Origin of the sequence: Oryzomicrobium sp. (assembly GCF_036820405.1) — a bacterium.
Lineage (GTDB): Bacteria > Pseudomonadota > Gammaproteobacteria > Burkholderiales > Rhodocyclaceae > Oryzomicrobium.
The window spans coordinates 34556-59839 of sequence record NZ_DAISLS010000014.1 but is presented as its reverse complement, the minus strand read 5'-3'; the positions used below and the strand labels follow the sequence as shown (position 1 = coordinate 59839).

Below are 25284 nucleotides of genomic sequence, written 5' to 3'. Positions count from 1 at the left end.
GAGAAGGTCCAAACTCCCTGGCATCCGCGAGTAGCGGACCCAAGTCTTATATATGATAGCTTTTTAGCGTTGGGGTGTGAACGTCGGGCGCCAAAAAAGCGCAAAAAAACACTGGCATGTTCGGGATTGGACACCGGCCGCAGGACCGAAGGCCGTGTCCGGAGGAACCCGGCAGACCGCGCCGGGTCGGACTATGATCGAAGATTCCCGATCGGGAACCTTTCCGCGACATCCCACAAGGAGACGCCATGACCCAGCCGAACCCCTACGCCGCCACCCGGCAACGCTTTTCGACCCCGGCGGGCCGAAGCGGGCAATTTTACTCCCTCCCCGCCCTCGCCGCCTCCGGATTTGCCGCAATCGCGCGGCTGCCGGTGTCGATCCGCATCGTCCTGGAATCGGTGCTGCGCCACTGCGACGGCGACAAGGTGACCAAGGAGCACGTGGCCCAGCTGGCCAACTGGGGCGCCAACGCACCCCGCAGCGACGAGATTCCCTTCGTCGTCGCCCGGGTGGTGCTGCAGGACTTCACCGGCGTGCCCCTGCTCTGCGACCTGGCCGCCATGCGCAACGTGGCCGCCGACCTGGGTCGCGATCCCAAGCGCATCGAGCCCCTGGTGCCGGTGGACCTGGTGGTGGACCACTCGGTTCAGGTGGATGTGTACGGCACCCCGGACGCCCTGGTGCGCAACATGCAGTACGAATTCCAGCGCAACGGCGAGCGCTATCAGTTCATGAAGTGGGGCATGCAGGCCTTCGACACCTTCAAGGTGGTGCCCCCGGGCATCGGCATCGTGCACCAGGTGAACCTGGAATACCTGTTCCGCGGCGTGCGCGGCAAGGACGGCGTTTATTTCCCCGACACCCTGGTGGGCACCGACTCCCACACCACCATGATCAACGGCGTCGGCGTGGTCGGCTGGGGCGTCGGCGGCATCGAGGCCGAAGCCGCCATGCTCGGCCAGCCGGTGTACTTCCTCACCCCGGACGTGGTCGGGGTGGAACTGCAAGGCAAGCTCAACGAGGGCGTCACCGCCACCGACCTGGTGCTGACCCTTACCGAGCTGCTGCGCCGGGCCAAGGTAGTGGGCAAGTTCGTCGAATTCTTCGGCGAGGGCACCGCCAGCCTGTCGGTCACCGACCGGGCCACCATCGCCAACATGGCCCCGGAATACGGCGCCACCATGGGTTTCTTCCCCCCGGACGAGAAGACCGTGGCCTTCCTGCGCAACACCGGCCGCAGCGACGAGGAAGCCGACCTGTTCGAGGGCTACTTCCGCGCCCAGGAATTGTTCGGCATCCCCCGGGCCGGGCAGATCGACTATTCCCAGGTGCTCACCCTGGACCTGGCCACCGTGGTGCCGTCCCTGGCCGGGCCCAAGCGGCCCCAGGATCGCATCCCCCTGCCCGAGATGGGCAGCACCTTCGACCGGCTGTTTTCCGCCCCGGTGGCCGACAACGGCTTCGGCAAGAGCGCCCAGGCCCTGGGCGAGACCGTGGCCACGGCCATGCCCGGCGTCAGCCTGCACCACGGCGACGTGCTGATCGCCGCCATCACCTCCTGCACCAACACCTCCAACCCGGCGGTATTGATCGCCGCCGGCCTGCTGGCCAAGAAGGCGGTGGACAAGGGCCTGACGGTCCAGCCCCACATCAAGACCTCCCTGGCCCCCGGCTCCCGGGTGGTCACCGAGTACCTGGAAAAAGCCGGCTTGCTGGAACCCCTCGCCAAGCTGGGCTTCGCCTTGGCCGGCTACGGCTGCACCACCTGCATCGGCAACTCCGGCGACCTGGCGCCGGAGTTCAACGAGGCCATCGCCGGCAACGACGTGGTGGCTGCCGCCGTGCTCTCGGGTAACCGCAACTTCGAGGCCCGCATCCACCCCAGCATCCGTGCCAACTACCTGGCATCGCCGCCCTTGGTGGTGGCCTTCGCCATCGCCGGGCGGGCCAACGTGGACCTCACAGCCGAGCCCCTGGGTACGGGCCGCGACGGCCAGCCGGTGTACCTGCGCGACATCTGGCCGAGCAGCGACGAGATCAACGCCGTGCTGCCCTATGCCCAGGACCCGGCCACCTACCAGCGGCTCTACGCCGACTTCACCAAGGACCACGACCTGTGGAACGCGGTGCCCGCCCCCACCGGCCAGGTCTATGGCTGGCCGGCCTCCACGTACATCGCCCGGCCCCCCTTCTTCGACGGCTTTTCCATGCAGCCGGGCACGATCCAGGGCATCGCCGGAGCCAAGCCCCTGCTGCTGCTGGGGGACTCAGTGACCACCGACCACATCTCGCCGGCCGGCTCGTTCAAGGCTGCCACCCCGGCGGGCCAGTGGCTGCAAGGCCAGGGGGTGACGCCCCTCAACTTCAATTCCTACGGCTCCCGCCGCGGCAACCACGACGTGATGGTGCGCGGCACCTTCGCCAACGTGCGGGTGAAGAACCTGATGCTGCCGCCCAAGGCGGACGGCACCCGGGTCGAAGGGGGCTACACCCTGCTCGACGGCCAGCAGACCTCGGTGTTCGAGGCCGCCAGCGCCTACCTGCAACGCGGCATTCCGACCAGCGTGCTGGCCGGGGAGGAATACGGCACCGGCTCGTCCCGGGACTGGGCGGCCAAGGGCACCCAGCTGCTCGGGGTGAAGATGGTGGTGGCCAGAAGTTTCGAGCGCATCCACCGGGCCAACCTGGTGGGCATGGGCGTGCTGCCGCTCCAGTTCCAAGGCCAGGACAGCATCCAGTCCCTGGGCCTCACCGGCACCGAAACCTTCGACGTGATCGGCCTGGACGACACCCTCAAGCCCCAGCAGACCCTGGGCCTGCGCATCGCCCGTGCCGACGGCACGGCGCGGGAGATTGCCGTCACCTGCCGCATCGACACGCCAATCGAGGTGGACTACTACCGCCACGGCGGCATCCTGCCCTACGTGCTGCGCCAGCTGATGGCCTGACCGCCTGCTACTCATGCCCCGCACCGGAAGGAACGTGCCGTAGTTCCTCCCGACGCACCGGCGCGGGGCATAAAATTAGCGTTTCACCATATACGGCGCGCCAGACGCCGGAATAATCCATAACGCGCATAACGCGCATCAGGGAACCAATGCTTTTCAGCCGCTTCTTCAAGCGCCGCGACGACGGTGCCGACGCCCCCCCTTCCTCCGCGCCCTCCCCCGCTCCCGGCAAACCGGCGGCGATGCCTGCGGCGGCCCCCGACGCGGCCCGCCGCCAGGCCGCCGAGGCCCTGCTGCGCCGCGAGGAAGTAGTGGACGAGCGCAACCGGCTGTACGGCTACCGTTTCACCTACCAGTCGGACACCGCCCCGGGGGCCTCGTCCCTGCTGCTGGCGGCCCTGGCCGACGCCGGCATTGCCGCCTTCGCCCAGCGCCGCCTGGCGGTGATTCCGATCACCGCCGACGCGGTGCTGCGCGACGAACACCTGCCCCTGGTAGCGCCCCACGCCCTGTTCCTGCTCGATCTGCGCCGCGAACCCGCCGGCTTCATCGCCAGCGACACCGGCGCCGCGGTGATCCAGCGCCTGCGCGACAGCGGCGCCCGGGCCGCCCTCGCCGGCGTGGACCTGGCCCCGGCCACCCTGCTCCACGCCGCTTCCGCCGACGTGGTGTTTCTTTCCCTGCGCGACTACCCGCTGCAAGCCTTCGAGAAGATGGCCCGCCAGCTCAAGGCGATCCGGCCCGGGCTGCAACTGGCCGCCGAGGACGTGCACGCCTGGCCCGAGCGGCGCATGGTCGCCAGCCGGGGCTTCGACTACTGCCTGGGCGATTTCCTCACCACCCCGGACCAGGACGAGCAGGAAAGCCGTCTCGACCAGAGCCGGCTGGTGCTCATCGAAATGCTCAACCTGCTGCGCAGCGACGCCGACCCGGCCGAGCTCGGCGTGATCGCCAAGAAAGACCCTGGAGTGGCCCTCAAGCTGCTGGGCTTGGCCAACTCTCCCGCCGCCGGCCTCACCAGCCCGGTAGCGAGCATCGAGCAGGCCATCCTGGTCCTCGGCCGGGACCGGCTCTACCGCTGGCTCACCGTCTCCATGTTCCGCGTCGGCCAGACCCGGGACCGGGACGAGGCCCTGCTCGAAGTCGCCCTGTGCCGCGCCCGCTTCCTCGAAATCGCGGCGGCAGACGCCCTGCCCCGCAGCGCCTGCGACGAACTGTTCCTGGTGGGCCTGCTCTCCCTGTTCGAACTGCTGCTGGCCCAGCCCCTGCCCCGGGTCCTGGAAAAGCTGCGCCTGCCGGAAGACGTCAGCGAGGTGCTGCTGACCAATACCGGCCCCTACGCCCGTTTCCTGATGCTCGCCCTGGCGGTGGAAAAGGGCCAAGCGGCCCGGACCGCCGACCTGGCCGCCCAACTCGGCCTGGACGCCGCCACCCTGAACGACGCCCACCGGACAGCCCTGGCCTGGGCCGAGGAAGCCCTCACGCCCCAGTCGACCTGACACGCCCCGCCCCGGCCACCGGCCGCCGGCCGCCGGCCAATACATTAATTTTCTTCATGTTTCCCGGCGGCCGAAAAGACAAACTCCGCAACCGGCGCGGACCTTCGATTTTCCGCTGTCCCAACGTATTAATTTTATTAATACATCGCCAGGCAGGCTCCTCGGCGCCGACGCCCTCCCCAGACGCAAACCGGTTCCCGGCCGGACCGGCCCCTATAGCCGGCACGGCACCGGCCCGGGTGCGCCATCCAGGGCGCCGGGCGTGCATTCTTCAGATCGGGATTGAGCGCCTCCGCTACCGGAGGCGTAGCGGTCAGCCCAGCACCAGGGGACGGTCGGGCAGTTCGTTGGGATTGCCCGGCGGCGGCGGGACGTGGGCTTCGAGCAGGACGGTGATGTCCGCCAGGGCCACCAGGGTACCGGCCTCGAAATTGCCGGCGCGGAAGGCCTCCCCCATCTGGCGGCACAGTTTCGTCCAGGCCGCCTCGCCGACCCGGGCGTGGATGCCCCGGTCGGCTACGATCTCGACCCGGCGGTCCGCCAGCAGCACATAGACCAGGATGCCGGTGTTGCCCTCGGTGTCCCACACCCGCAGGTGGGAGAACAGGTCCAGGGCCCGTTCCCGGATGCCGGCCTCGCCCCGGCGCAGGTAGGCCAGCGGCAGGGCGGTCTCGACCACGAAGCGCAGTTCGCCGCCATGGCGCGCCTCGGAATCGGCGATGGCCGCCTCGATGCGCGCCAGGCTGCCGGAGGGAAAGTGGCGCCGCCCCCACCAGCCGGGGACGAGCAGATGCTTGAACACGCGGGTTACCGTCACTTCACCATCCTCCCGAAGCGCCACCGCCGCCGAAACGGCCGCCACCGCCGGAAAACCCGCCGTCCCGGGAGCCGCCGAAGCCTCCCCCACCCAGGCCGCCGCCGCGCAGCATGGCCGGGCTCAGGCCGAGCAGGGAAAAGACGAAAGCGGCCAGGCCGGCCAGGGCCGCCATGCCCAGGCTGCCGGCGATCAGCAGGGCCAGGGCGCCGGTGGCGCCGCCCACGGCCAGGGAGCCGAACAGGCGGCCGAACACGGCGCGCAGCACCTGGCCCACGGCCAGGGCCATGATCATCACCAGCACGAACAGGGATTCCAGATCCCCTTCCGCCCCCTGCCCGGACGGCGCCTTGGCGGCGGGCGGCGGCAGGGGTTCGCCGGAGACGATCTTGATCAGGGCATCCACCCCAGCCTCGATGCCCCCCGGAAAATCCCCGGCGGTGAAACGGGGCGCGATCACCTCGCTGACCACCCGCTTGGCGATGGCGTCCGGCACCGCTCCTTCCAGGCCGTAGCCGACCTCGATGCGCAGGCGCCGGTCGTTCTTGGCCACCACCAGCAAGAGGCCGTCGTCCACCTTGGTGCGGCCCAGCTTCCAGGCCTCCACCACCCGCAGTGAATACTGCTCGATGGCCTCGGGCTGGGTGGTGGGCACGATCAACACGGCGATCTGGGCGCCCTTGTCCTTCTCGAAGGCGGCCAGCTTGGCCTCCAGGGCCTGGCGGCGGTCGGCGGGCAGGGTACCGGTGGTGTCGGTGACCCGGGCGGTCAACGGCGGGATGGGCGCAAGGCCGCGCCCCGCCTCATTCTCCGCGGCCCAGCCCGGGAGAACGAGGCAGCATGCGGCGATCAGCAGACACCACGCCAGGATCAAGCACTGGCGCGGAGTTTGGCGGACCACGCGAAAAGAACCCAACGTGATGCCTGTGCTGGCGACCATGGTCCGACCAGGCGAATCAGTAGCCCGACACCGGCGCGGCCCCACCCGGCGCCTTGGCCGGGGCTTCGGCCGGCGCAGGAGCGGGCGCGGGGGCAGGCGCGGCAGGCTTGGCGCCGCCGAAATCCACGGTGGGGGCCGTGGAAATGGCCTTTTCGTTATCCACGCTGAAATTGGCCTTGGGCTTGTAACCGAAGGCCATGGCGGTCAGGTTGTTGGGGAAGGAGCGCACCGCCGTGTTGTAGACCTGCACCGACTGGATGTAGCGGTTGCGAGCCACGGTGATGCGGTTCTCGGTGCCTTCGAGCTGGGCTTGCAGGTCGCGGAAGGCAGCGTCGGCCTTGAGTTGCGGATAGTTCTCGGACACCACCAGCAACCGGGACAGGGCCGAGGACAGTTCACCCTGGGCCTGCTGGAACTTGGCCAGGGCTTCCGGATTGTTAGCCAGCTCCGGCGTCACCTGGAGGCTGCCCACCTTGGCCCGGGCCTCGGTCACCTGGGTCAGCACCTCCTTCTCGTGGGAGGCGTAGCCCTTCACCGTATTCACCAGGTTGGGCACCAGATCAGCGCGGCGCTGGTACTGGTTGATCACTTCGGACCAGGCGGCCTTGGACTCTTCGTCCAGGCGCTGGAACTCGTTGTAGCCGCAGCCCGAGAGCAGGGACACGGCCAGGGCGAACAGGGCGATCAGGCGGAAACGCATGGGACCTCCGGGGGGAGAAGCGATAAGGCGATGGGCGAAATGACGGGGACGGCTCGGCAGCGGCGGATCGGTCCGATCCAGTCTCATGCCGTCAAGGTAGGGGCGCGGCGCCGATCCTGCAAGGGGCGCCGCGCGGGTCACGGGTTCAGTGCCCCTTCAGGCGGGCCATGGTGCGCCGGGCGAAGAGCAGGTCTTCCCAGGCCTTGGCCTTCTCCGGCAGGTTGCGCAGCAGATAGGCCGGGTGGTAGGTCACCACCACCGGGATACCCTGGTACTCGTGCACCCGGCCGCGCATGGCGGCCAGGGGTTTTTCCAGGCCCAGCACGCTGTCGGCGGCGGCCCGGCCGAGCAACACCAGCAGCTTGGGCTGGAGCAACTCGATCTGGCGGGTGAGGAACGGCCGGCAGGCGGCCATCTCGGCCGGCTCCGGGGTGCGGTTGCCGGGCGGGCGGCACTTCACCGCGTTGGCGATGTAGACGTCCTCGCCGCGCTTCAGGTCGATGGCCGCCAGCATGGCATCGAGCAGCTTGCCGGCCTGGCCGACGAAGGGTTCGCCCTGGGCGTCCTCGTCCGCCCCCGGGCCCTCGCCGATGAACAGCCAGTCGGCCTGCTCGTCCCCCACCCCGGGCACGGCCTGGGTGCGCTTTTCGCACAGCCCGCAGGCCCGGCAATCGGCAATCGTCTGGCGCAGCTCGGGCCAGGACAGGCCGGGGGGAATCGTCACCGGGGTAGCCACGCGGGGCGCAGCCTCGGCCGCGGGCCGAGGCGCGTTCACTGGCGCAGCGGGGCGGCCCGGGAAGGACCGGGCGGGGCGGTCGACGGCAGGGATTTCAGGGGCGGCGGGCGCTTCGGGCGCAGTGCTCACGGCGGCTTCGGCCATGGCATCGGGCGTCTCACCGCCCTGGCGCGGCACCCACACCGGGCCGATGCCCATTTCGGCCAGGATCGCTTCCCGGGAGAGCAGCACCGGCTTCATGCCTGGACCTCCACCAGGGCGCGCTGCATCACGATGGCGTCCTCCCGGCCGTCCGCCGCCGGGTAGTAGCCCTTGCGCCGGCCGATCTCGGCAAAGCCCAGGGCGGCATAGAGCGCCCGGGCGCCTTCGTTCGAGGGCCGCACTTCGAGCAGCATGGAAAACATGCCGGACTGGCGCGCCGCATCCATGGCCCGTACCAGCAGCCAGCGGCCCAGGCCGCGGCGCTGCAAGGCCGGGTCGATGGCGATGTTGAGCAGGTGGGCCTCGTCCACCGCCGCCATGATCATGGCGTAGCCCACCACCTGGCCGCCCACTCGCAGGGTCCAGCCGCTGTAGCCGGCCTTGAGGGAATCGGCGAAATGGCCACGCTGCCAGGGAAAAGCCGCGGTGGCGGCCTCGATCGCCAGCACCGCGTCCAGGTCGCCCTCGGTCATGGGTGCCAGCTCCCGGGTTTCGGCCGCCAGGCTCACGCCTTGCCTCCCTGGGCGAGCCGCTCGGCCACGGTGAAGGCCACCTTGTCGCGCACGTACACCGGCGCCGCCAGGGCGGCGTCGAACTGGCCCCAGTCGGCCCGGGGCGTGGCGGCCAGCCGGGCCGCGGCCAGGGCAGCCACGGTGGCGGCCTGGGGCAACGCCGGGTGGTGGGGGATGGCGGCGGCGGCCAGGCGCTCGGCCAGGGCCGGGTAGGCTGCCGGGGCGTTGCCGGCGCTCACCCAGCCCTCGGCCGGGTCGGGCAATTCGATGTCCTGGGGCGGACCGACCCGGTCCTCCCCTTCCGGGTGCTCCGGGTGAAAGGCACCATCGGCGCCGCGTACATAGCGGCCGGCATAGGCCTCGTTCATGCGTGCATCGAGCAGGGCCAGCACCCGCTGCGCCCCGGTGGCTGCGCCGCAGGCGGTGGCCAGGGTGAGCAGGGAGCCCACCGGCACCACCGGCAGGTCGAAGGGCACGGCCAGGCCCTGAGCCACGGCGCAGGCCACCCGCAACCCGGTGAAGGCCCCCGGGCCGGCGCCGTAGGCGATGGCGTCCAAGCCGGAAAACGGCACGCCGGCCTCGGCGAGCAGGTCCCGGGTCAGGGGCAGCAGGGTTTCGGAGTGGGAGCGTCCCGCCGGGCAGTCCCGGGCGATCACTCGGCCATCGAGCCAGAGCGCGCAGGAGCCGGCCTCGGTGGTGGTGTCCAGGGCAAGCAGTTTCATGGGGCGGATTGTACCCTGTTAGCCCACCACTCCGCCCCGGCGGGCATGGGCGTGGCGTACCCGGCCGACGCTTTTACGGCGCGAACGAGCCGCTGAAGACGGGCCGGGGCGAACCGCTGCCCTCCCCTGCCTTGCGGTTCAAGCGAGCAGCGGCAGGGGTGCGAAGCGCCCGCCCAGGATGTCCCGGGAGGGGATGCCCCACCAGGTGTCCAGGGCGGTGGCGTAGAGCTGGCGGAAGTCCACGGCGAAGGGCAGGTTGCCGTTGCCGTCGAGCCGGTCCAGTGCCGGCGCGGCGCCGTAGAGGCCGCCGGCTACCCGGCCGCCGAGGACGAAATGGGGCGCGGCGGTGCCGTGGTCGGTGCCGCCGGACTGGTTTTCCTTGGGACGGCGGCCGAACTCGGCATAGGTCATCACCAGGGTGTCGTTCCAGCGGCCGGACTCGGCGAGGCCGGCGCGCAGGGCGGCCAGGCCCTCGCCCAACTGGCGCAGCAGGCCGGCCTGGGTGCCGGCCTGGTTCTGGTGGGTGTCGAAGCCGTTCAGGGTGATGCGCAGGCAGGCCACTCCGGCGTTGCTCGCCACCAGCTGGCAGGCGGTCTTCACCGCCTGGCCGAAGGGGCCGCCCGGGAAGGCGGTGGCAAGGCGGACGGCATTGACCGACCCGGCCAGATGGTTGGCCGCCGTGCTCACGTCCTGCTCCACCTTGAGCAGGTGGGCGAGCGCCGGATTGGCCCGGGCGGCCTCGCCGCCTGGCTGGGCGAGCCGGGCCTGGCGCAGGAACTGGTCGGCGTTGGCCAGGGCGATGGCCCGGCTGCCCGGGCCTTCGAAGGGCCCCATGTCGGCGGCGCCGAGCACCACTCCGTCGGCGGCGAAGGCGGCGGGCACCGGGGCCTTGGCGAAGGCCCGGGCCAGCCAGCCGTCGCTGCGGGTCTCGTGGGCGCCGGAAGCGGTCTCCCAGATGTCGATGGAGCGGAAGTGGGACAGGTCCGGGTCCGGGTAGCCCACACCCTGGACCACCGCCAACTGGCGGTCGCGCCACAGGGGCAGGAGGGGTTCCAGGGCTTTGTGCAGGCCGGCGAATTCGCTCAGGGGCAGGACCTGCTCGCGCTTTAAGCCCAGCCGGGGGCGCAGGGCGGCGTAGCGGGGGTCGGCATAGGGCACCACCATGTTTAGCCCGTCGTTGCCGCCCTTGAGTTCCACCAGCACCAGCAGGCGCTCGTAATGGGGGCTGCCCCGGGGCATGTCCGGCGCGCCGCCGCTGGCGGGCGTCCTGGAAGAATCCATCTGGGGAGCGGCCCGGGAGGTTGCGCTCAGCACGGTGAGGCTGGCGGCCCCGAGGCCGAAGAGGAAGCTGCGGCGGTCCATGGCAGTCTCCTAGAGAAGCTGGTAGGCGGGATCGAGGGCCAGGGCCCGGATCAGGGCGAGACCGGTGGGTGCATCGTTCATCCCGCCGGCGGCAAGCGGGTTAACCGGAGGCACCGCCAGCAGGGCGGCTTCGAGGCCGCGGCGGTCGGGAAAGCGGTCGAGCAGGCGGCTGCTGTCCACCCGTACCGCCGACCAGGCCGCCACCAGGCGGAAGCGGGCGTCGCCGTCCATGCGGCCGCCCACCTGGCCGAAGGCTTCGCGCAACTGGGCGGTGCGCCGCTTCATGACCGGCGTGGCGTCGTCGTAGCGGGCCTGCTGGCCGTCGAAATGGCGCATCGGCTCGACGAAGTCCTCGCCGCGCAGCAGCCGTTCGAGAAAGGCCTTGCGCGCCAGCAGGGAGGTGGAATTGATCCAGGCTTCGCCCCCCGGCCAGCCGCGCACATTGGGCGGGGCGAACAGGTCCTGGCCCAGGTTGCGCACGATGAAGGCCAGCGGCAGGGCGTCGGGCACGGTCACGTCCAGGGTGCGCACCGTGCCGGCCACCAGGTCCACCGGCGACTTGACCAGTCGCCCCCGGTTCTGGGGCGCCCAGAAGGCCTCGGACAGCAGCAGGGCCCGCAGGGTGGCGCGCAGGTCGTAGCCGCTGTCGCGCAGCACCGCCGCCAGGCGCTGGATGGCCCGGGCCTGAGCGGGATCGTCCCCCGAGGGGGCGACGAAGTCCTGCCACAGCTTGGCGGCGATGAACTCGGCGCAGGCCGGCTGGGCGAGCAGAATGTCGAGCACCTGGTCGCCGTCGAAATTGCCGCTGCGGCCAAGCACGGTCTTGACGCCGGTATCGTGGAAGAAGGGCCGCCAGCGGAACTCCCCGGTCTGGGGCTCGATGCTCCAGCCGGTGAAGGCCCGGGCCGCTTCGCGGATGTCGCCTTCCTGGTAATGCCCCCGGCCCAGGGTGAACAGTTCCATCACCTCCCGGGCGAAGTTCTCGTTGGGGCTCTCGCGCCGGCTCTGGGCGCCGTCCAGGTACACCAGCATGGCCGGGTCCTTGCCCACGGCGTGGAGCAGGTCGCCGAAATTGCCCAGGGCGTTTTCCCGGAACAGCAGGTTCTGGCGGACCATGAACGAATGGGCGTGGACCTTCTGGTCGCTGGAAACGAAATGGTTGTGCCAGAACAGGGTCATCCGCTCCACCAGGGCCCGGGACGGATCGGCCTCGATCATCTCCTGGAGCCACCAGGCGCGCATCTCGGCACCGACGCGGAAGCGTTCCTGCTGGAAGGCCTTGCGGTCCTCCTCGCGCATTTCCTTGAGGCGCTGGGGCGAGACGTACTCCAGGGCGTCGGCCGGGGGCGCATGCAGAGGCGCCGTGGGGGGCCGGGCGAGCAGGCGGTCCACCGCCGCGACGCGGGTCAGCCCGGCGTAGGCGGCCAAGTCCGCCGGCCGGCCGCCGAAGCCGGTACGGGCCAGGAGGTGGCGGGCGCCGGCTTCACCCAGTACCGCATCGTTCTCGCGGCGGGCCGCCCAGGCCGGCGCGGCCAGGCCGAGGGAGGCCCCCAGGGGCAGGGCCAAGAGGCCCGTTCCGGTGCGGTTCAGCCAACGGCGGCGGCCTGGGGAAAATCCATGATCGATTGGCATGGCGAGGGCACCGGGAAGAAGACTGAGAAGAATCAGGGGTGGCGAGCCGGGCTGGAAACTACAGCGAAGATCGGCCGGGAATCAGGGCCGGTGCGGCAACGGCCGGGGGCCGGAAAGGGGGGGCGTGGGTGGTGGCTCCGCTCTCGCCGGCCCCCCCTCCAGGGCCCGGCGCTCGCGCAGCTTGTCGCGCAACTGCTGGCGCTCCTCGGGCGGCATGCTCTGCCAGCGTTCCCGGATCGCCTCGCGGCGGGCCTGGCGCTCTTCCGGCGACAGTTTCTCCCAGGCTTCCCGCCCTTCCTGGCGCAGTTGCTGGCGCATTTCCTGGCGCTGTTCGGGAGACAAGGAGTCGAGGCGCTCACGCATCGCCTGGTGGGCGGCCTGGCGCTCCGCGTCGCTCATCCGCGGCCACTGGCTACGCACCCGCTCACGCTCGGCGCGGCGCTCGTCCGCCGTCATGCGCTTCCACTTTTCCAGGCTCACCATGGGCGCCACCGGCCCCGGAGCGCTGGCGGTGCTGCCGGGTACCGTCGGCGCCGTTCCCGTCTGGGCCAGGGCCGGCAGGCTGCCCAAGCTGGCGGCAAGCCCCCAGGCCAGAGCGGTCTGGCGCAGGACATTGCCGAAAAACGGGGAAAAACGGCGGGATTGCATTCAACGCTCCAAAAACCGTGGTCCGGGCCATGTCGGGGACCACTCGTCATGACCGAATCTTAGCGGCAGCGCCGCCCCCTGCCCATTTCTCCCTGCGTCGAGTTGTAAGAAAATGTGACGCCACGGCGTTTCCGAAACACCTGCTGACGATTCTCTCCATCTGCCCCCAACCACGCCCTATCCACCCGGCATTGACCACGCTACGATAACCACCATGAACACGATCACGCCCAAACGCATCCTGGTGGTAGACGACGACCAGGGACTGCGCGACCTGCTGACCCGCTACCTCGGCGAACAGGGTTTCACCGTCAAGGCGGCCGAATCCCCCGCGGCCATGGACCGGCTGCTTTCCCGGGAGGCCTTCGACCTGCTGGTGCTGGACCTGATGCTGCCCGAAGAGGATGGCCTGTCGATATGCCGGCGCCTACGCTCGGCCGATGCCCAGCTGGGCATCCTGATGCTCACCGCCAAGGGCGACGAGATCGACCGCATCGTCGGCCTGGAGATGGGCGCCGACGACTACCTGCCCAAGCCCTTCAATCCCCGGGAATTGGTAGCTCGCATCCAGGCCGTGCTGCGCCGGCGCGGCCTGCCCCCGCCGGGCGCCCCGGCATCCAAGCCCGGGGTGATCGGCTTCGGCGACGTGGAAGTGGACATGTCCACCCGCCAGATCGCCCGCCAGGGCGAAGTGACCCGCCTCACCACGGGCGAGTTCGCCGTGCTCAAGGTGCTCATGGAGCACCCGCGCCAGCCCCTGTCCCGGGACCGCCTCACCCAGCTCGCCCGGGGACGGGAGCACGGCCCCTTCGACCGGGCCATCGATGTCCAGGTCTCCCGCCTGCGCAAGCTGGTGGAGCCGGACCCGCAGAACCCGCGCTACCTGCAAACCGTGTGGGGCTTCGGCTACGTGTTCGTGCCCGACGAGCCCGGCGGCATCGGAGCCCCCGCCGCCCCCACCCCGCACGCTACGTGACCGATCCGGACCGCCCATCCTCCTGGCGCCTCTACTGGGGCCAGCTGTGGCCCCGTACCCTGCTGTGGCGCACCTTCCTGCTGATCGCCCTGGTGCTGATCCTGGCGGTCACCAGTTGGGCCCTGCTGCTACGCTATTCGGAACGGGAACCCCGGGCCCGGCAGCTGGCGGAATTGACCGCCAGCGTGGTCAACCTGACCCGCTCCGCCCTCCTCCACGCCGCCCCCAGCGAGCGCCTGGCGCTCCTCGACGACCTGGCCCTGCGCGAGGGCATCCGGGTGATTCCTGCGGATGCCGGCGACAAGCTGACGCCCCTGCCGGACAACCCCTTCTTCGCCACCTACGCCAGCCAGGTGCGCCTGGCCCTGGGCTTTTCCACCCGCTTCGCCATCGCTCTGGACGATGAGCCGGGGCTGTGGACCAGCTTCCACGTGGCCGCCGACGACCCCGAGGACGAATACTGGGTGGTGCTGCCGGAAAACCGCGCCCAGCGGCGCACGCCCTGGGAATGGCTGGGCTGGGGCGCCCTGGCCCTGACCTTCGCCCTGGCCGGCGCCTGGTTCATCGTCGCCCGGGTCGGCCGCCCCCTGGCCGAGATGGCCCGGGTGTGCGTGGCCGTGGGCCGGGGCGAACGCCCCGCCCGCCTGAACGAGGACGGCCCCCTGGAACTGGCCGTGCTGGCCAGCGCAATCAACCGCATGGCCACCGACCTGGCCAGCAACGAGAACGAGCGTGCCCAGGTGCTGGCCGGCATTTCCCACGACCTGCGCACCCCCCTGGCCCGGCTGCGCCTGGCCCTGGAGATGAGCACCAGCGACGATGGACTCAAGGGCGGCATGGTGGCCGACGTGGAAACCATGGACGGGCTGCTCACCCAGTTTCTCGATTACGCCCGGGGCGCCCGGGAAGAAACGCCCCAGCCCTACGATCCGGGCGAAATCATCACCGGCGTGGCGCGGCGCTTCCCCGAAGCCAGCCTGGAACTGGAGACGGTAGCGCCGCTGCCGGTCAAGCGCCGGGTGTTGGAACGGGCGCTCACCAACCTGGGCGAGAACGCCCGGCGCTATGCCGGCGTCGACACCCCCAACGGCTCGATGGTCCCCGGGCTGACCTTCCGTCTGCACGAGGAAGGCAGCGGCCGGCAGCGCCAGGTGGTATTGGAAGTGCTCGACCGGGGCCCGGGCATCGACCCGGCCCTGGCGGAAGCCCTGAAGCGCCCCTTCATGCGCGGCGACAGCGCCCGGGGCGGCGTTTCGGGCACGGGCCTGGGACTGGCCATCGTCGATGCCGCCGCCCGGGCCCACGGTGGCCGCCTGGACCTGCTGCCCCGGGAAGGGGGCGGCCTGCGCGCCAGGATCGTCCTGCCGCGCCAGGGCTAGGGCACGGAAAAAGCGGGAAAGAAGCAGCGGGCAGACGCCGGCCAGATTACGGTGAGCCCCCCCCGCCGGATCGCGCAGCGCCGAAGACGGCGCTGCAACAGCCTCAGGCGCCGAACACCAGGGAGAATTCCTCGGCCCCCGGCCGGGCCTCGTCGAGGGCCGCTTGCCAGGTGGCTTCATCCAGACCCAGGGCGTTCCAGGCGTATTCGGAGCGGGAAGGCGGATTCCAGGCGCCGGCCAGGTGCCGGCCGAGTTCGTAGGCGCCGCTGTCAGCCAGGCTGACCACGGCGGCCAGGGGCTGCTCGGGCCAGCGTTCCGGCGCATGGTGGCCGGCGATGCCGTCGACGATGGTGGCGGGGAATACCCAGCGCCGCGCCAGCAGTTCCCCGACCTGGACGTGGTCGATGCCCAGGCAGAGGCGTTCGGCATCGATCAGGGGCAGGCCCTCGGCTCTGGCCCGTTCATGCACCGCCTTGTAGTGGGCCGGGTAGTTGGTGGCGATCACCAGCCGGCCGATGTCGTGGAGCAGCCCGACGACGAAGGCGCTTTCCGGATTAACCTTGGCACGGGGCGCCAGCACCCTGGCCACCACCGCCGCCGCCGTGCAGTGGCGCCAGTAGGTGGCTGTATCCAGCCCCTCGGCGGTCAGGCGCCCCAGGGTCTCGCCGGCGGCGGCGGCCAGCATCAGGGTGCGCATGGTGTGCAGGCCGAGCAGGGTCACCGCGTCCTGGATGCTCGCCACCCGGCCGCGCAGGCCGTAGAAGGGCGAGTTGGCGATACGCAGGGTCTTGGCCGCCAGGGACTGGTCCCGGGCGATGTCGTGGGCCAGGCGGCGGGTGTCCAGTTCCGGATCCTCGAGGCGCAGCAGCAGCTCGGTCACCACCGCTGGCATCGACGGCAGCCGGCCCAGGCTCCCTTCGAGCTCGGCCAGGGTCAGGGGGCTTAAGGTCATCATCGCTCCTCGGGTAAAGCCAGCAACAGCCAGCCCCGGGGCTCGGCGGCCGGCCCCAGGGGGCGGCAGAATACAAGAAAACGGCCCTGGGCGCAGTCCACCCGGTGCGGGGTTGCCTCCCGTTGTGCCAAGAGATCCATCACGGCCGCCGGGAGACAGGCGGCAGCCGGCTCGCCCACCAGCGCACCCCGTCCAGCCAAGCGCTGGGCCTCGCCGTTGGCGGCGACCACCAGCCCCTCGTTGTCGATACCGAACAGGGGCCAGGGGAACATCTCCACCGCTTCCTGGGTTACATCCAGGGTAGTCCGCTGGAGCAGGGCTTCAAGCCCGATGGCATGGTCCGTCCCCGCCGGATGGCGCGACAGCAGGGCCTCCGGCAGGCGGCGGCCGGCCCGCAGCAGGTCGCCCGCTTCCTCCGCCGGCACCGGGCGGCTGAAGTAGTAACCCTGAATCTCGTCGCAGCCGTTGCTCGACAGCAGCGCCAACTGGGCCTCGGTCTCCACCCCTTCGGCCACCACCCGCAGCTTGAGGTTGTGGGCCAGGGTGATGATCGCCCGGGTGATCGAGACGTCGCCCGGATCGGCCACGATGTCCTGGACGAAGCTGCGGTCCACCTTGACCGAATCCAGGGGAAAACGCTTCAGGTAAGAGAGGCTGGAGTAGCCGGTGCCGAAATCGTCCACCGCGATGCGCAGGCCCAGTTGCTTGAGGCCGTCCAGGGTGGCGATGGCATCCTCCACGTTGTGCATCAGCATGCTCTCGGTGATCTCCAGCTCCAGGGCGCCGGCCGGCAAGCCGGCTCGGCGCAGTTCGGCGCCGACCATCTCCACCAGGTTGGGCTGGAGCAACTGGCGCACCGACAGGTTCACCGCCACCGACGGGGCGCCCAGCCCCTCCCGGTGCCAGGTGGCGGCCTGAGCGCAGGCCTGGCGCAGCACCCAGGCCCCCACGGCGATGATGCCGCCGGTGTCTTCGAGCAGGGGAATGAACTGGTCCGGCGGCACCAGGCCCCGGGCCGGATGACGCCAGCGCAGCAGGGCCTCGAAGCCGACGATGGCGCCGCTGGCGCAGCTGACCTTGGGCTGGTAGTGCAGGACGAATTCGTCCCGCTCCAGGGCGCGGCGCAGGTCGATGACCATCTGCAACTGGCCCTGGGCCCGGGTATTCATCGAGGCGGTGTAGAACTGCATGCCGTTGCGCCCGAGTTCCTTGGCCCGGTACATGGCGGTGTCGGCGTTGCGGATCAGGGCCTCGGCCTCGATCCCGTCGTCCGGGTAGAGGGCGATGCCGACGCTGGCCTGGGCGTACAGTTCCTGGCCCTCGGCGTGGATCGGCCGGGCCAGGGCCTCCATGATGCGCTGGGCGGCCATGGTGGCGTCCTCGCTGGACTCCAGGTCGGGAACGACGATGGCGAATTCGTCGGCGCCCATGCGCCCCACCGTGTCGCTCTCCCGCAGCACGGTGGCGATGCGGTCGGCGGCAGCCACCAGCAGGGCGTCGCCAACGCCGTGGCCGAAGGTGTCGTTGACCAGCTTGAAGCGGTCCAGGTCCACCACCATCACCGCCGCCCGCTTGCCTTCCCGGTGGGCGCTGGCCAGGGCCTGCTCGATCCGGTCGCGCACCAGCAGCCGGTTGGGCAGACCGGTCAGGGCGTCGTAGTGGGCGGCCTGGGCCAGTTGGCGCTCGGCCTTGACGCTCTCGGTGACGTTGATGTGCATCACCACCGCGCCCTTGCCCGGCGCGCGCAGGGGTGTGGCCAGGAGGCGGAACCAGCTCTCGGCGTTCTTGCCGTGGCAGGAGTAGACGGTGGAGAACTCGTCGCGGGCGCCCGACAACACGGCGTGCAGGCCCGACTGGACGTGCTCGGAGGCCGCCGCCACCGCCACCCCGTCGCCGGTGCACAGGCTCAGGTAGTTGAGACCGACCCCGGCGGAATCGTCCGGATAGCCGTTCTCCTCGGCGAAATGGCGCCAGCCGGCGTTGACCGCCAGGATGCGCCCCGTTTCGTCGAGCAGGGCGATGTGGGCCGGCAGGGCATCGAGAATCGAACGGTTGGTGGAAATGCTCGCCGCCAGCTCGTCGCGCTGCTGCACCAGGGGCGTGATGTCGAGGGCGATGCCGCCGACGCCGTGGATGCGCCCGGCCTCGTCGGCCATGGCGAAGCTGCGCAATTGCAGCCAGCGGACGCTGCCGTCCGGATGCAAGGCGCGCAAGGTTTCATTGACGCCGCCGAAGCGGTTTTCCGCCACCACCCGACGCAGCCGCGGCCGGTCGTCCGGATGGACGCAGGACAGCCATGAAAAGCGGTCCCGGCACAGATCCTCCCGGCTGCCGCCCCACAGGCGCTCATAGGCGGCATTGACGAACACCACCTGCTTGGCGGCGGTGTCGATCAGCCAGAAGCTTTCCGGCAGGTTGTCGGCCAGCTGTTCGAAGCGGACCTGCTCCAGCACCGATTGAACGGCGCCCTCCTCCATCTCCCTTTCGTCCACCAAGGTGTGTCCCTTCAGCGTGATCGTTTTTATAACGCCGGATATTACGGGGGGAAGGCGACGAGGGCGAGTAAAAGGAGGTAAAAAATCGCGGGCGGCCGCCGCGGCCCGGGAATCAGATCAATCAGATCAGGAAGCGGGCCACGTCGATGCCCCACTTGGTCGCATCTTCGGCCCCGGCGATGCGCTCGCTGCCGTGCTTGGCCAGGTCGATGTCCTCGGGCGGCAGGTAGTACATACGCTTGGCGTCGTAGATGATGCGTACCACCGGGGTGAGCAGGTTGTCCCGGTGCAGGGCCACCACCACCGCCAACCGGTTGCTTTCCAGGCGCACCAGGGAGCCCACCGGGTAGATGCCCACGTTCTTGACGAAGGCCTTCACCAGATCGGCATCGAACAGGGTGCCGCCCCCTTCGAACAGGCGGCGCACCGCGTCGGACGCCGGGGTGGGCCCCCGGTAGGCCCGGGGCGAAGTCATGGCGTCATAGACGTCCACGATGGCGGCCATGCGCCCCGCCAGGGAAATGGCCTCGCCCTTGAGCCCCTTGGGATAGCCGGTGCCGTCCATGCGCTCGTGGTGCTCGGCCAGCACTTCCAGGGCGTGGCGCGGCAGGCCGGGCAAGGTAGTGGCCACGTCCAGGCCCATCACCACGTGGGAACGCACCACCTTGAATTCGTCCTCGGTCAGCTTGCCCGGCTTGGTGATCAGCTCGGTACTCAGCTTCATCAGCCCCACGTCGTGGAGCAGGCCGCCCAGGGCCAATTGGTGGAGCATGGCCTCGTCCAGTTCCAGGGACTTGCCGAAGGCCACCAGCATGGCGCACACCCCCACCGCGTGGTTGTAGGTGTAGTCGTCCACCCGCTGCTGGAGGCGGCGCAGAGTAAGGATGGCGTGGCTGTTGCGCAGCACCGAGGCGGTGATCTTTTCCACCGCTGCCCGCACCGGAGCCTGCTCCACCTGGCGCCCGACCCGCACGTCGTCCATCACCGAGCGCACGGCCCGGGTGGCCTCGCCGAAAGCGGCCCGGGCCCGGCCCATCTCCGCCCCCAGGGACACCCCGGGCGAAACGCCGCCGGGGTTGCCCGTGGGGACCCGCACGGTAGCGGCCAGGCGCTCGCCGGGGGCCGGCGCCTTTTCCGACACTTTCTCCGACACTTTCTCCGGCGCGGCCTCCTGGGCCGTTTCCCGGGGTGCCTCGCCGCCCCCACCCGCCGTATCGGCGGCCACCCCCGGCCCGGCCACTGCGGCCACGGCTTCCAGCGCGGCCGCAACCGGCGCTTCCGCCGGGGCAGAAGTTTCGGGACGGGATTGCTTTTCCGCTGCTGCCTCGTCCTCCACGTCCAGCCCCCGCTCGGTGTCGATGAAGAGCTCCTGGATGCGGCTGTTGCGCACCTTGGCCAGGTCGCCCTCGCTCTTGATCATGACCCGGTTGAAGAGGAAGGGATGGTCCATCCACCCGGCGTTGAAGTCGTGGACGAACATGCCGATCCGCAACTGGGCGACGGGGATTTTCTTGATCATGGCGAAGGCGGAAAAGGGTGCGGAGGTTGGAGAGAAAAAGGGTCAGTGATCGTGGTCGTGATCATGCTCGTCCTCGTCGGCGAGCTCGCCGAGCAGGACGATGGCCTGGGCCTCGATGCCCTCGCCGCGGCCCACCGGCCCCAGCTTCTCGGCGGTCTTGGCCTTCACGTTGATGTCCTTTTCCGGCAGACCCAGGTCGGCGGCGATGTTGGCCACCATGGCCGGGATGTGGGGCGCCAGCTTGGGGGCCTCGGCCACCACGGTGCTGTCGAGGTTGAGGATGCCGTAGCCGGCCTCGGTCACCCGGGCGATGGCCTCGCGCAGCAGGGCGCGGCTGTCGGCACCCTTGAACTGGGGATCGGTATCCGGGAAGTGGCGGCCGATGTCGCCCAGGCCGGCGGCGCCGAACAGGGCGTCGATGATGGCGTGGATCAGCACGTCGGCGTCCGAGTGGCCGTGCAGCCCCCGGTCGAAGGGAATGGTGACGCCGCCGATGACGAGGGGCCGCCCGGGCACCAGGGCGTGGATGTCGTAGCCTTGTCCGATTCTGAGCACGATGGAATTTCCTGTGAGAACTGTAAGAAGTAAGTGGAATCAGCCCCGGGGCGCCGTGGCGAGCAGGCGCTCGGCCAGGGCCAGGTCGGCGGGGTAGGTGACTTTCAGGTTGGCCAGCTCGCCCCGCACCAGCCGGGGCACGTGGCCCGCCGCCTCCATGGCGCCGGCCTCGTCGGTCACGTCGGGGAAGCGTTGCAGCGCATCGCGCAGCAGGCCGTAGCGGAACATCTGAGGCGTCTGGGCCTGCCACAGGCCGTCCCGGGGCACGGTACCGGCCACCCGGTCGCGCTGGTCGGAGCGTTTCAGGGTGTCGGCCACCGGCACCGCCAGCAAGCCCCCCACCGGGTCGTCGGCCAGGGTCTGGAGCAACTGGTTGAGGGCCGGGGCGGACAGGCAGGGCCGGGCCGCATCGTGGACCAGCACCCAATCGCCGTCGGCTGCGGCGGTGGCGGCCGCAGCCAGCCCGGCTTGGACGCTGGCGGCCCGAGTGGCGCCGCCCTGGCGCACGGTTTCCAGCTTGCTGCCCAGGGCGCTCCAGTCGAAACCGCCCCACCAGTCATCGTCCGGCGCCAGCACGACGAACACCCGGTCGATGGCCGGGCAGGCGCACAGCACCGCCAGAGTGTGATGCAGCAGGGGCCGGCCGAGCAGGGGCAGGTATTGCTTGGGGGTTTCGCTGCCGAAGCGGCTGCCGTGGCCGGCCGCCGGCACGATGGCATAGTGGCGGGCGTGGCCGGGCGTGGGAGGCAGGGAAACGGCGGGCATGGACGATGTCGGGTGGTTTTGGCTGGGCGAATGCGTGGGCTCCGGCGCGGCCCCGGGGTTGAGGCACAATGACAGCATATGCCGCCGTCCGCCACCTTGGCAGCCGCGGCGGTTGCGCCGGAAAATGCCGGCCCCGCGGAGGCGGCCGAGGCCGCGATTCTACCGGAAGCCAACCGCCCTTCCCGCCACGCCGATCAAATCCGGCCACTGGGGAACAGCTGCTGTTCCTTCCCTTGCCATCCGCTAAGCTGAATCCATCATGACCACTCCACTCAGCGACGTCGGCCTCGAATTCGCCCACGGCTTTCTCACCGCCCTGGGCCTGGGATTGCTCATGGGCCTGGAACGAGAGCGGCGCGCCACCTCCCGGGCCGGGCTGCGCACCTTCGGCCTCACCTCCCTGCTCGGCGCCGTGTGCGCCCTGCTCGCCGGCGAATTCGATTCGCCCTGGCTTATCGCCGCCGGCCTGCTGGCGGTGGCGGCCATGATGATCGCCAGCTACGCCGTGCGCCCGGACCAGGACGACCCGGGCACCACCTCGGTGGTGGCCCTGCTGCTGGCCTTCGGCTTCGGCGCCATGGCCTGGTACGACGAATACCGCACCCAGGCGGTGATGCTGGCCATCCTCAGCACCGTGCTGCTCTACTTCAAGGCCCAGCTCAAACGCCTGACCAGCCGGCTGACGGAGCGGGACATCATCTCCATCCTGCAATTCGCCGTGCTCTCCCTGGTGATCCTGCCGGTGCTGCCGGACCAGGGCTTCGGCCCTTACCAGGCCATCAACCCCTACCAGGTGTGGTGGATGGTGGTGCTCATCTCCGGCGTATCCCTGGCCGGCTACGGCGCCCTGCGCATCGCCGGCCAGCGCCATGGGGCGCCGCTGCTGGGCATCCTGGGCGGCCTGGTGTCGAGCACCGCCACCACCCTGGTCTATTCCCGCCATAGCCGGGAAACCCCAGCCCTGGGCGGACTGGCCCTGACCGTCATCCTCACCGCTAACCTGGTGGTGCTGGTGCGGCTGGTGGCCCTCACCGCCGTGGTCCAGCCCGCCCTGGTGCCCCACCTGCTGCCCACCATGGCCGGCGGCGCCCTGGCGGGCCTGGTCGTGGCAGTGGTCATGTGGCGCCGCATGGAACGCCAGGATTCCCTGCCCCAGCTGGAACTGCGCAACCCCACCGAGATCCGCGCCGCCCTGACCTTCGGCGCCATCTACGCCGCCGTGCTGTTCCTGTCCGCCTGGCTGGCCGACATCGCCGGCAGCCGGGGCCTTTACCTGGTGGCCCTGGCCTCGGGCCTCACCGACGTGGACGCCATCACCCTGTCGAGCCTGCGCCTTTTCGCCCTGGAGCGGGTCAATGCCACCCAGGCGGTGACCGCCGTGGGCCTGGCCGTGCTGGCCAACCTGGGCTTCAAGCTGGCAGTGGTCGCCGTGGTGGCGGGACGCCGGCTGGCCGGACGGATCGCCCTGGGCTTCTCCGCCGTGGCCGGGGGAGGCTTCGCCGGCTGGTGGCTGGGCCTCCACGCCATGGCCGGAGGTTGACATGCCTGCCCCCCCATCGCCCCTTCCGCCAGTGACCGAACCGGCCGCCGCCTTTCCCTTCACCCTGCGCAGCGACGCCGCCCAACTGGCCGGGGAACTGGCCTTGCCCGCCGCGCCGGCCCAGGCCTTGGCGCTGGTGGTCCAGCCCACCTCCCAGCAGGACGGCGGCCCCTATGCCATCGCCCAGGCCCTGCTCGGCATGGGATTGGCCGTGTGCCGGATCGACCTGCTGACGCCCCTCGATACCCGTTACCCGGATCTGGTGCGGGACGTGCCCCTGCTGGAAAACCGGCTGGCCGCCTGCCTGAGCTACCTGCAAGGCAAGGATTGCCGCCTTCTCGGCCTGCCGCCGGACCTGCCCCTGGTCATTGTCGCCAGCGGCGGCGGCGCCCCAGCGGCCCTGCGCCTGACCGCCACCCGCCAGGGGCCGTGCCGGGCCCTGGTGTGCCGCAACGGCTTCATCGACCTGGCCGGGCGCCATGCCCTGGGCTTTCTGCCCGTGCCCCTGCTCTACCTGGCCGAGGAACGGCCGCCCCAGGCGCCCCAGGACACCCGGGAAACCGCCGCGGCGGTCAATGCCCTGTCCCTGGTGCAGGCGCCCCACGAACTGGTCCGCAGCCCCGGACGGAAGGAAAGCGCCCGGGCCGCCACGGACTGGGTCCGCCGCTGGCTGCCCCCGGCGGGAGCGTCCGCCTGACGGCGCCCCTAGCGAATCAGGCCAGAACGCCCAGGATCACCAGGCCCGGATCGAACGCGGCCGACAAGGGCTGGAGTTGGGGCATGGGTTCGGCTTCCTCGCCACCCTCGCCTTCCGGCTGCGCAACGAAACCTTCCGGCAAGCCCAGGGCCTCCGCCCGCTCCTTCGCCACCACGCCGTAGAGCATGTTGCCGCCGGGCAGGGCCAGGGCCACCTCCCGGTCCATGGCGCCGGCACTGGTGACAGAAACGACCGTCCCCGCCAGCCGGTTGAAGTGCCGCTGGGCGTCGGGCAGCGCTTCGCCGGGCGCGAGAAAGGCAACGCCCTGGGCCTTGACCAGGGCCCAGACGGCGGTGCCGGGTTCCAGCCCCAGTTCGCGCACGCTGCCGGCGGTCAGTCGAGCCCGCAGGGTCTGCCCGCCCAGTTCCACCGTCACTTCCGCCGAAACGCCCTCTTCCCGCACTTCGGCCACCGTGCCCAGCCACTGGTTGCGGGCGCTGGTACGCAGGAACAGCCGCTCCAGCGCCCCCGGGGCGCCCGCTCCCTGGCCGGCCTCGGCACTGCGCGCCACGGCGGCGGCCAGGGCATCGAGAAACTGGCGATGCACGCTCTTCACCCGATTGAACACTTCCACTAGCCAGCGCCCGGAAGGGGTGAGGCGGCTGCCGCCGCCACCCCGGCCGCCGGTGCTGGCATCCACCAGGGACACCCCGGCGGCGTTGTTGAGGAACTGGAGGGCATCCCAGGCCGACTTGTAGCTCAGGCCCAGGGCCTTGGCCGCCTTGTTGAGGGAGCCGTGCTGGTCGATCGCCTCGAGCAGCGCCACCCGCCCCTCGCCGGCGTAGCCCGAGGCACCGATGGTCAGCCAGAAGCGCCCTTCCAGATGCAGGCCCAGGGGCACCGGGCCCGGGGCCAAGTCCCCCGGCGCCAGGACGGCCTGGGCCCGGGGCGAGGCGATGCCGGTGGGCGCGGCGCCGACGGGGTTGAGGGTCGCTCCGTCGCTGCTGCGGGTCGAAGGGGGCATGGCGTACTCCTGAGCGCCCCCGAAATCGGGCGCGCTATATATAAAAAGAATAGCGAATTTTAGGGCCTCTCTCCGGTCCTTGCCTTAAGCTGCCGCAAAAATCACCCAAAAAGCGCCAACCATGGAAACCCATCTCACCGACATTTCCCGGGTCATCCAGCTGGCCGTGGCCCCGGTGTTCCTGCTCACCGCGCTGGCCACCCTGGTCGCCACCCTCAACGTGCGCCTGGGCCGCAACGTGGATCGCCGCCGCCTGCTCCAGGACCGGATTTCCCAGGGCGATCCCCACGCCGCCCTGGACCGGGACGAACTGCGCGTCCTGCTCCAACGCATTCGCCTGATCTACTTCGCCATCCTGGCGGCGGTGGCCGGGGCCCTGCTGGTTTGCCTGGTGGTGGCCGGGGCCTTCCTCGGCGCCCTGCTCTCGGTGGATCTGGCCCGGGCGGTGGCGGTGCTGTTCATCCTCGCCATGGTGGCCCTGATCGCCAGCCTGGGCATCTTCTTGCGCGAAGTGTTCCTCGCCGTGAGCAACGCCACCCACCACCTGCCGTGATGTCCCAGCGCCCCCGGCGGGGCCGCGGGTCTTTCCGGCCGTTTTTCCGGCCATCTCCGGCGCACCGCACCTGCCCTCCCGGGCAGGGCCTATAATCCCTCCTTTCCGTCAT

At 70.4% G+C, this 25284-nt stretch carries 22 protein-coding genes; 7 read left to right on the top strand and 15 right to left on the bottom strand.

Going from position 1 to position 25284, the window contains the following annotated elements; translation table 11 throughout:
- Positions 1-248 precede the first annotated feature (248 nt).
- Both acnA and V7Z98_RS14580 read left to right on the top strand, forming a co-directional pair.
- Positions 249-2951: an aconitate hydratase AcnA gene (gene acnA, locus V7Z98_RS14585; protein WP_334158785.1), complete on the top strand. Its 2703-nt coding sequence runs from the start codon at positions 249-251 to the stop codon at positions 2949-2951.
- Positions 2952-3100: 149 nt separating this feature from the next.
- On the top strand, positions 3101-4450 hold the full coding sequence (locus V7Z98_RS14580) for an EAL and HDOD domain-containing protein (protein ID WP_334158783.1): 1350 nt from the start codon (positions 3101-3103) through the stop codon (positions 4448-4450).
- A gap of 313 nt (positions 4451-4763) precedes the next feature.
- Here V7Z98_RS14580 and V7Z98_RS14575 read toward each other — a convergent pair whose 3' ends face one another.
- The 9 genes from V7Z98_RS14575 to V7Z98_RS14535 all read right to left on the bottom strand — a co-directional run bounded on the left by V7Z98_RS14575 (position 4764) and on the right by V7Z98_RS14535 (position 12717).
- Positions 4764-5267 carry a TPM domain-containing protein gene (locus V7Z98_RS14575; protein ID WP_334158782.1) on the bottom strand — a complete coding sequence of 168 codons (504 nt, stop codon included), beginning with the start codon at positions 5265-5267 and terminating at the stop codon, positions 4764-4766.
- Position 5268: 1 nt separating this feature from the next.
- A complete protein-coding gene (locus V7Z98_RS14570; protein WP_293262340.1) occupies positions 5269-6036 on the bottom strand; it encodes a TPM domain-containing protein in 768 nt (255 codons plus the stop codon).
- A 184-nt stretch (positions 6037-6220) separates the two neighbouring features.
- Positions 6221-6904 carry a LemA family protein gene (locus tag V7Z98_RS14565; protein WP_293262337.1) on the bottom strand — a complete coding sequence of 228 codons (684 nt, stop codon included), beginning with the start codon at positions 6902-6904 and terminating at the stop codon, positions 6221-6223.
- Between the two features lie 145 nt (positions 6905-7049).
- Complete coding sequence (locus V7Z98_RS14560; RefSeq protein ID WP_293262334.1) at positions 7050-7880, bottom strand: uracil-DNA glycosylase; 831 nt, start codon at positions 7878-7880, stop codon at positions 7050-7052.
- Positions 7877-8350, bottom strand: coding sequence for a ribosomal protein S18-alanine N-acetyltransferase (rimI, locus tag V7Z98_RS14555; RefSeq protein WP_334158781.1), 474 nt, complete (start codon positions 8348-8350; stop codon positions 7877-7879). The genes V7Z98_RS14560 and rimI overlap by 4 nt, the downstream gene beginning before the upstream one ends.
- Positions 8347-9075: a tRNA (adenosine(37)-N6)-threonylcarbamoyltransferase complex dimerization subunit type 1 TsaB gene (gene tsaB, locus V7Z98_RS14550; RefSeq protein WP_293262328.1), complete on the bottom strand. Its 729-nt coding sequence runs from the start codon at positions 9073-9075 to the stop codon at positions 8347-8349. Before tsaB ends, rimI begins: the two co-directional genes overlap by 4 nt.
- A gap of 138 nt (positions 9076-9213) precedes the next feature.
- Positions 9214-10437, bottom strand: coding sequence for a DUF1501 domain-containing protein (locus V7Z98_RS14545; RefSeq protein ID WP_334158780.1), 1224 nt, complete (start codon positions 10435-10437; stop codon positions 9214-9216).
- A 9-nt stretch (positions 10438-10446) separates the two neighbouring features.
- On the bottom strand, positions 10447-12003 hold the full coding sequence (locus tag V7Z98_RS14540; protein ID WP_334158778.1) for a DUF1800 domain-containing protein: 1557 nt from the start codon (positions 12001-12003) through the stop codon (positions 10447-10449).
- A gap of 147 nt (positions 12004-12150) precedes the next feature.
- Positions 12151-12717, bottom strand: a complete 567-nt coding sequence (locus V7Z98_RS14535; protein WP_334158777.1) for a hypothetical protein — start codon at positions 12715-12717, stop codon at positions 12151-12153.
- Between the two features lie 214 nt (positions 12718-12931).
- Here V7Z98_RS14535 and ompR point away from each other — a divergent pair, with 214 nt between their 5' ends.
- Positions 12932-13693, top strand: coding sequence for an osmolarity response regulator transcription factor OmpR (gene ompR, locus V7Z98_RS14530; protein WP_293262316.1), 762 nt, complete (start codon positions 12932-12934; stop codon positions 13691-13693).
- Entirely contained in the window at positions 13690-15072 is a 1383-nt protein-coding gene (locus V7Z98_RS14525; RefSeq protein WP_293262313.1) for an ATP-binding protein, read from the top strand. Before ompR ends, V7Z98_RS14525 begins: the two co-directional genes overlap by 4 nt.
- Positions 15073-15175: 103 nt before the next feature.
- Here V7Z98_RS14525 and V7Z98_RS14520 read toward each other — a convergent pair whose 3' ends face one another.
- From V7Z98_RS14520 to ispD, 5 genes are all read right to left on the bottom strand, one after another.
- A complete protein-coding gene (locus V7Z98_RS14520; protein ID WP_334158775.1) occupies positions 15176-16027 on the bottom strand; it encodes an HDOD domain-containing protein in 852 nt (283 codons plus the stop codon).
- Entirely contained in the window at positions 16024-18501 is a 2478-nt protein-coding gene (locus V7Z98_RS14515) for a putative bifunctional diguanylate cyclase/phosphodiesterase (RefSeq protein ID WP_334158773.1), read from the bottom strand. Before V7Z98_RS14515 ends, V7Z98_RS14520 begins: the two co-directional genes overlap by 4 nt.
- Before the next feature lie 139 nt (positions 18502-18640).
- Positions 18641-20038 (bottom strand): HD-GYP domain-containing protein, encoded by a 1398-nt coding sequence (locus V7Z98_RS14510; protein WP_334158772.1) that lies wholly within the window; start codon positions 20036-20038, stop codon positions 18641-18643.
- A gap of 42 nt (positions 20039-20080) precedes the next feature.
- Positions 20081-20596: a 2-C-methyl-D-erythritol 2,4-cyclodiphosphate synthase gene (gene ispF / locus V7Z98_RS14505; RefSeq protein WP_442951851.1), complete on the bottom strand. Its 516-nt coding sequence runs from the start codon at positions 20594-20596 to the stop codon at positions 20081-20083.
- Between the two features lie 36 nt (positions 20597-20632).
- Positions 20633-21358, bottom strand: a complete 726-nt coding sequence (gene ispD, locus V7Z98_RS14500; protein WP_334158768.1) for a 2-C-methyl-D-erythritol 4-phosphate cytidylyltransferase — start codon at positions 21356-21358, stop codon at positions 20633-20635.
- A gap of 259 nt (positions 21359-21617) precedes the next feature.
- On the opposite strand from ispD, the gene V7Z98_RS14495 reads away from it, so the two are divergent.
- Together V7Z98_RS14495 and V7Z98_RS14490 are read left to right on the top strand one after the other, a co-directional pair.
- Complete coding sequence (locus V7Z98_RS14495; protein ID WP_334158767.1) at positions 21618-22898, top strand: MgtC/SapB family protein; 1281 nt, start codon at positions 21618-21620, stop codon at positions 22896-22898.
- A 1-nt stretch (position 22899) separates the two neighbouring features.
- On the top strand, positions 22900-23595 hold the full coding sequence (locus V7Z98_RS14490) for a hypothetical protein (RefSeq protein WP_334158766.1): 696 nt from the start codon (positions 22900-22902) through the stop codon (positions 23593-23595).
- Positions 23596-23611: 16 nt separating this feature from the next.
- Here V7Z98_RS14490 and V7Z98_RS14485 read toward each other — a convergent pair whose 3' ends face one another.
- A complete protein-coding gene (locus tag V7Z98_RS14485) occupies positions 23612-24619 on the bottom strand; it encodes a TOBE domain-containing protein (RefSeq protein ID WP_334158764.1) in 1008 nt (335 codons plus the stop codon).
- Positions 24620-24740: 121 nt separating this feature from the next.
- Between V7Z98_RS14485 and V7Z98_RS14480 the strand changes: the two genes are divergently transcribed.
- Complete coding sequence (locus tag V7Z98_RS14480) at positions 24741-25172, top strand: DUF2721 domain-containing protein (RefSeq protein WP_293262289.1); 432 nt, start codon at positions 24741-24743, stop codon at positions 25170-25172.
- Positions 25173-25284 lie beyond the last annotated feature (112 nt).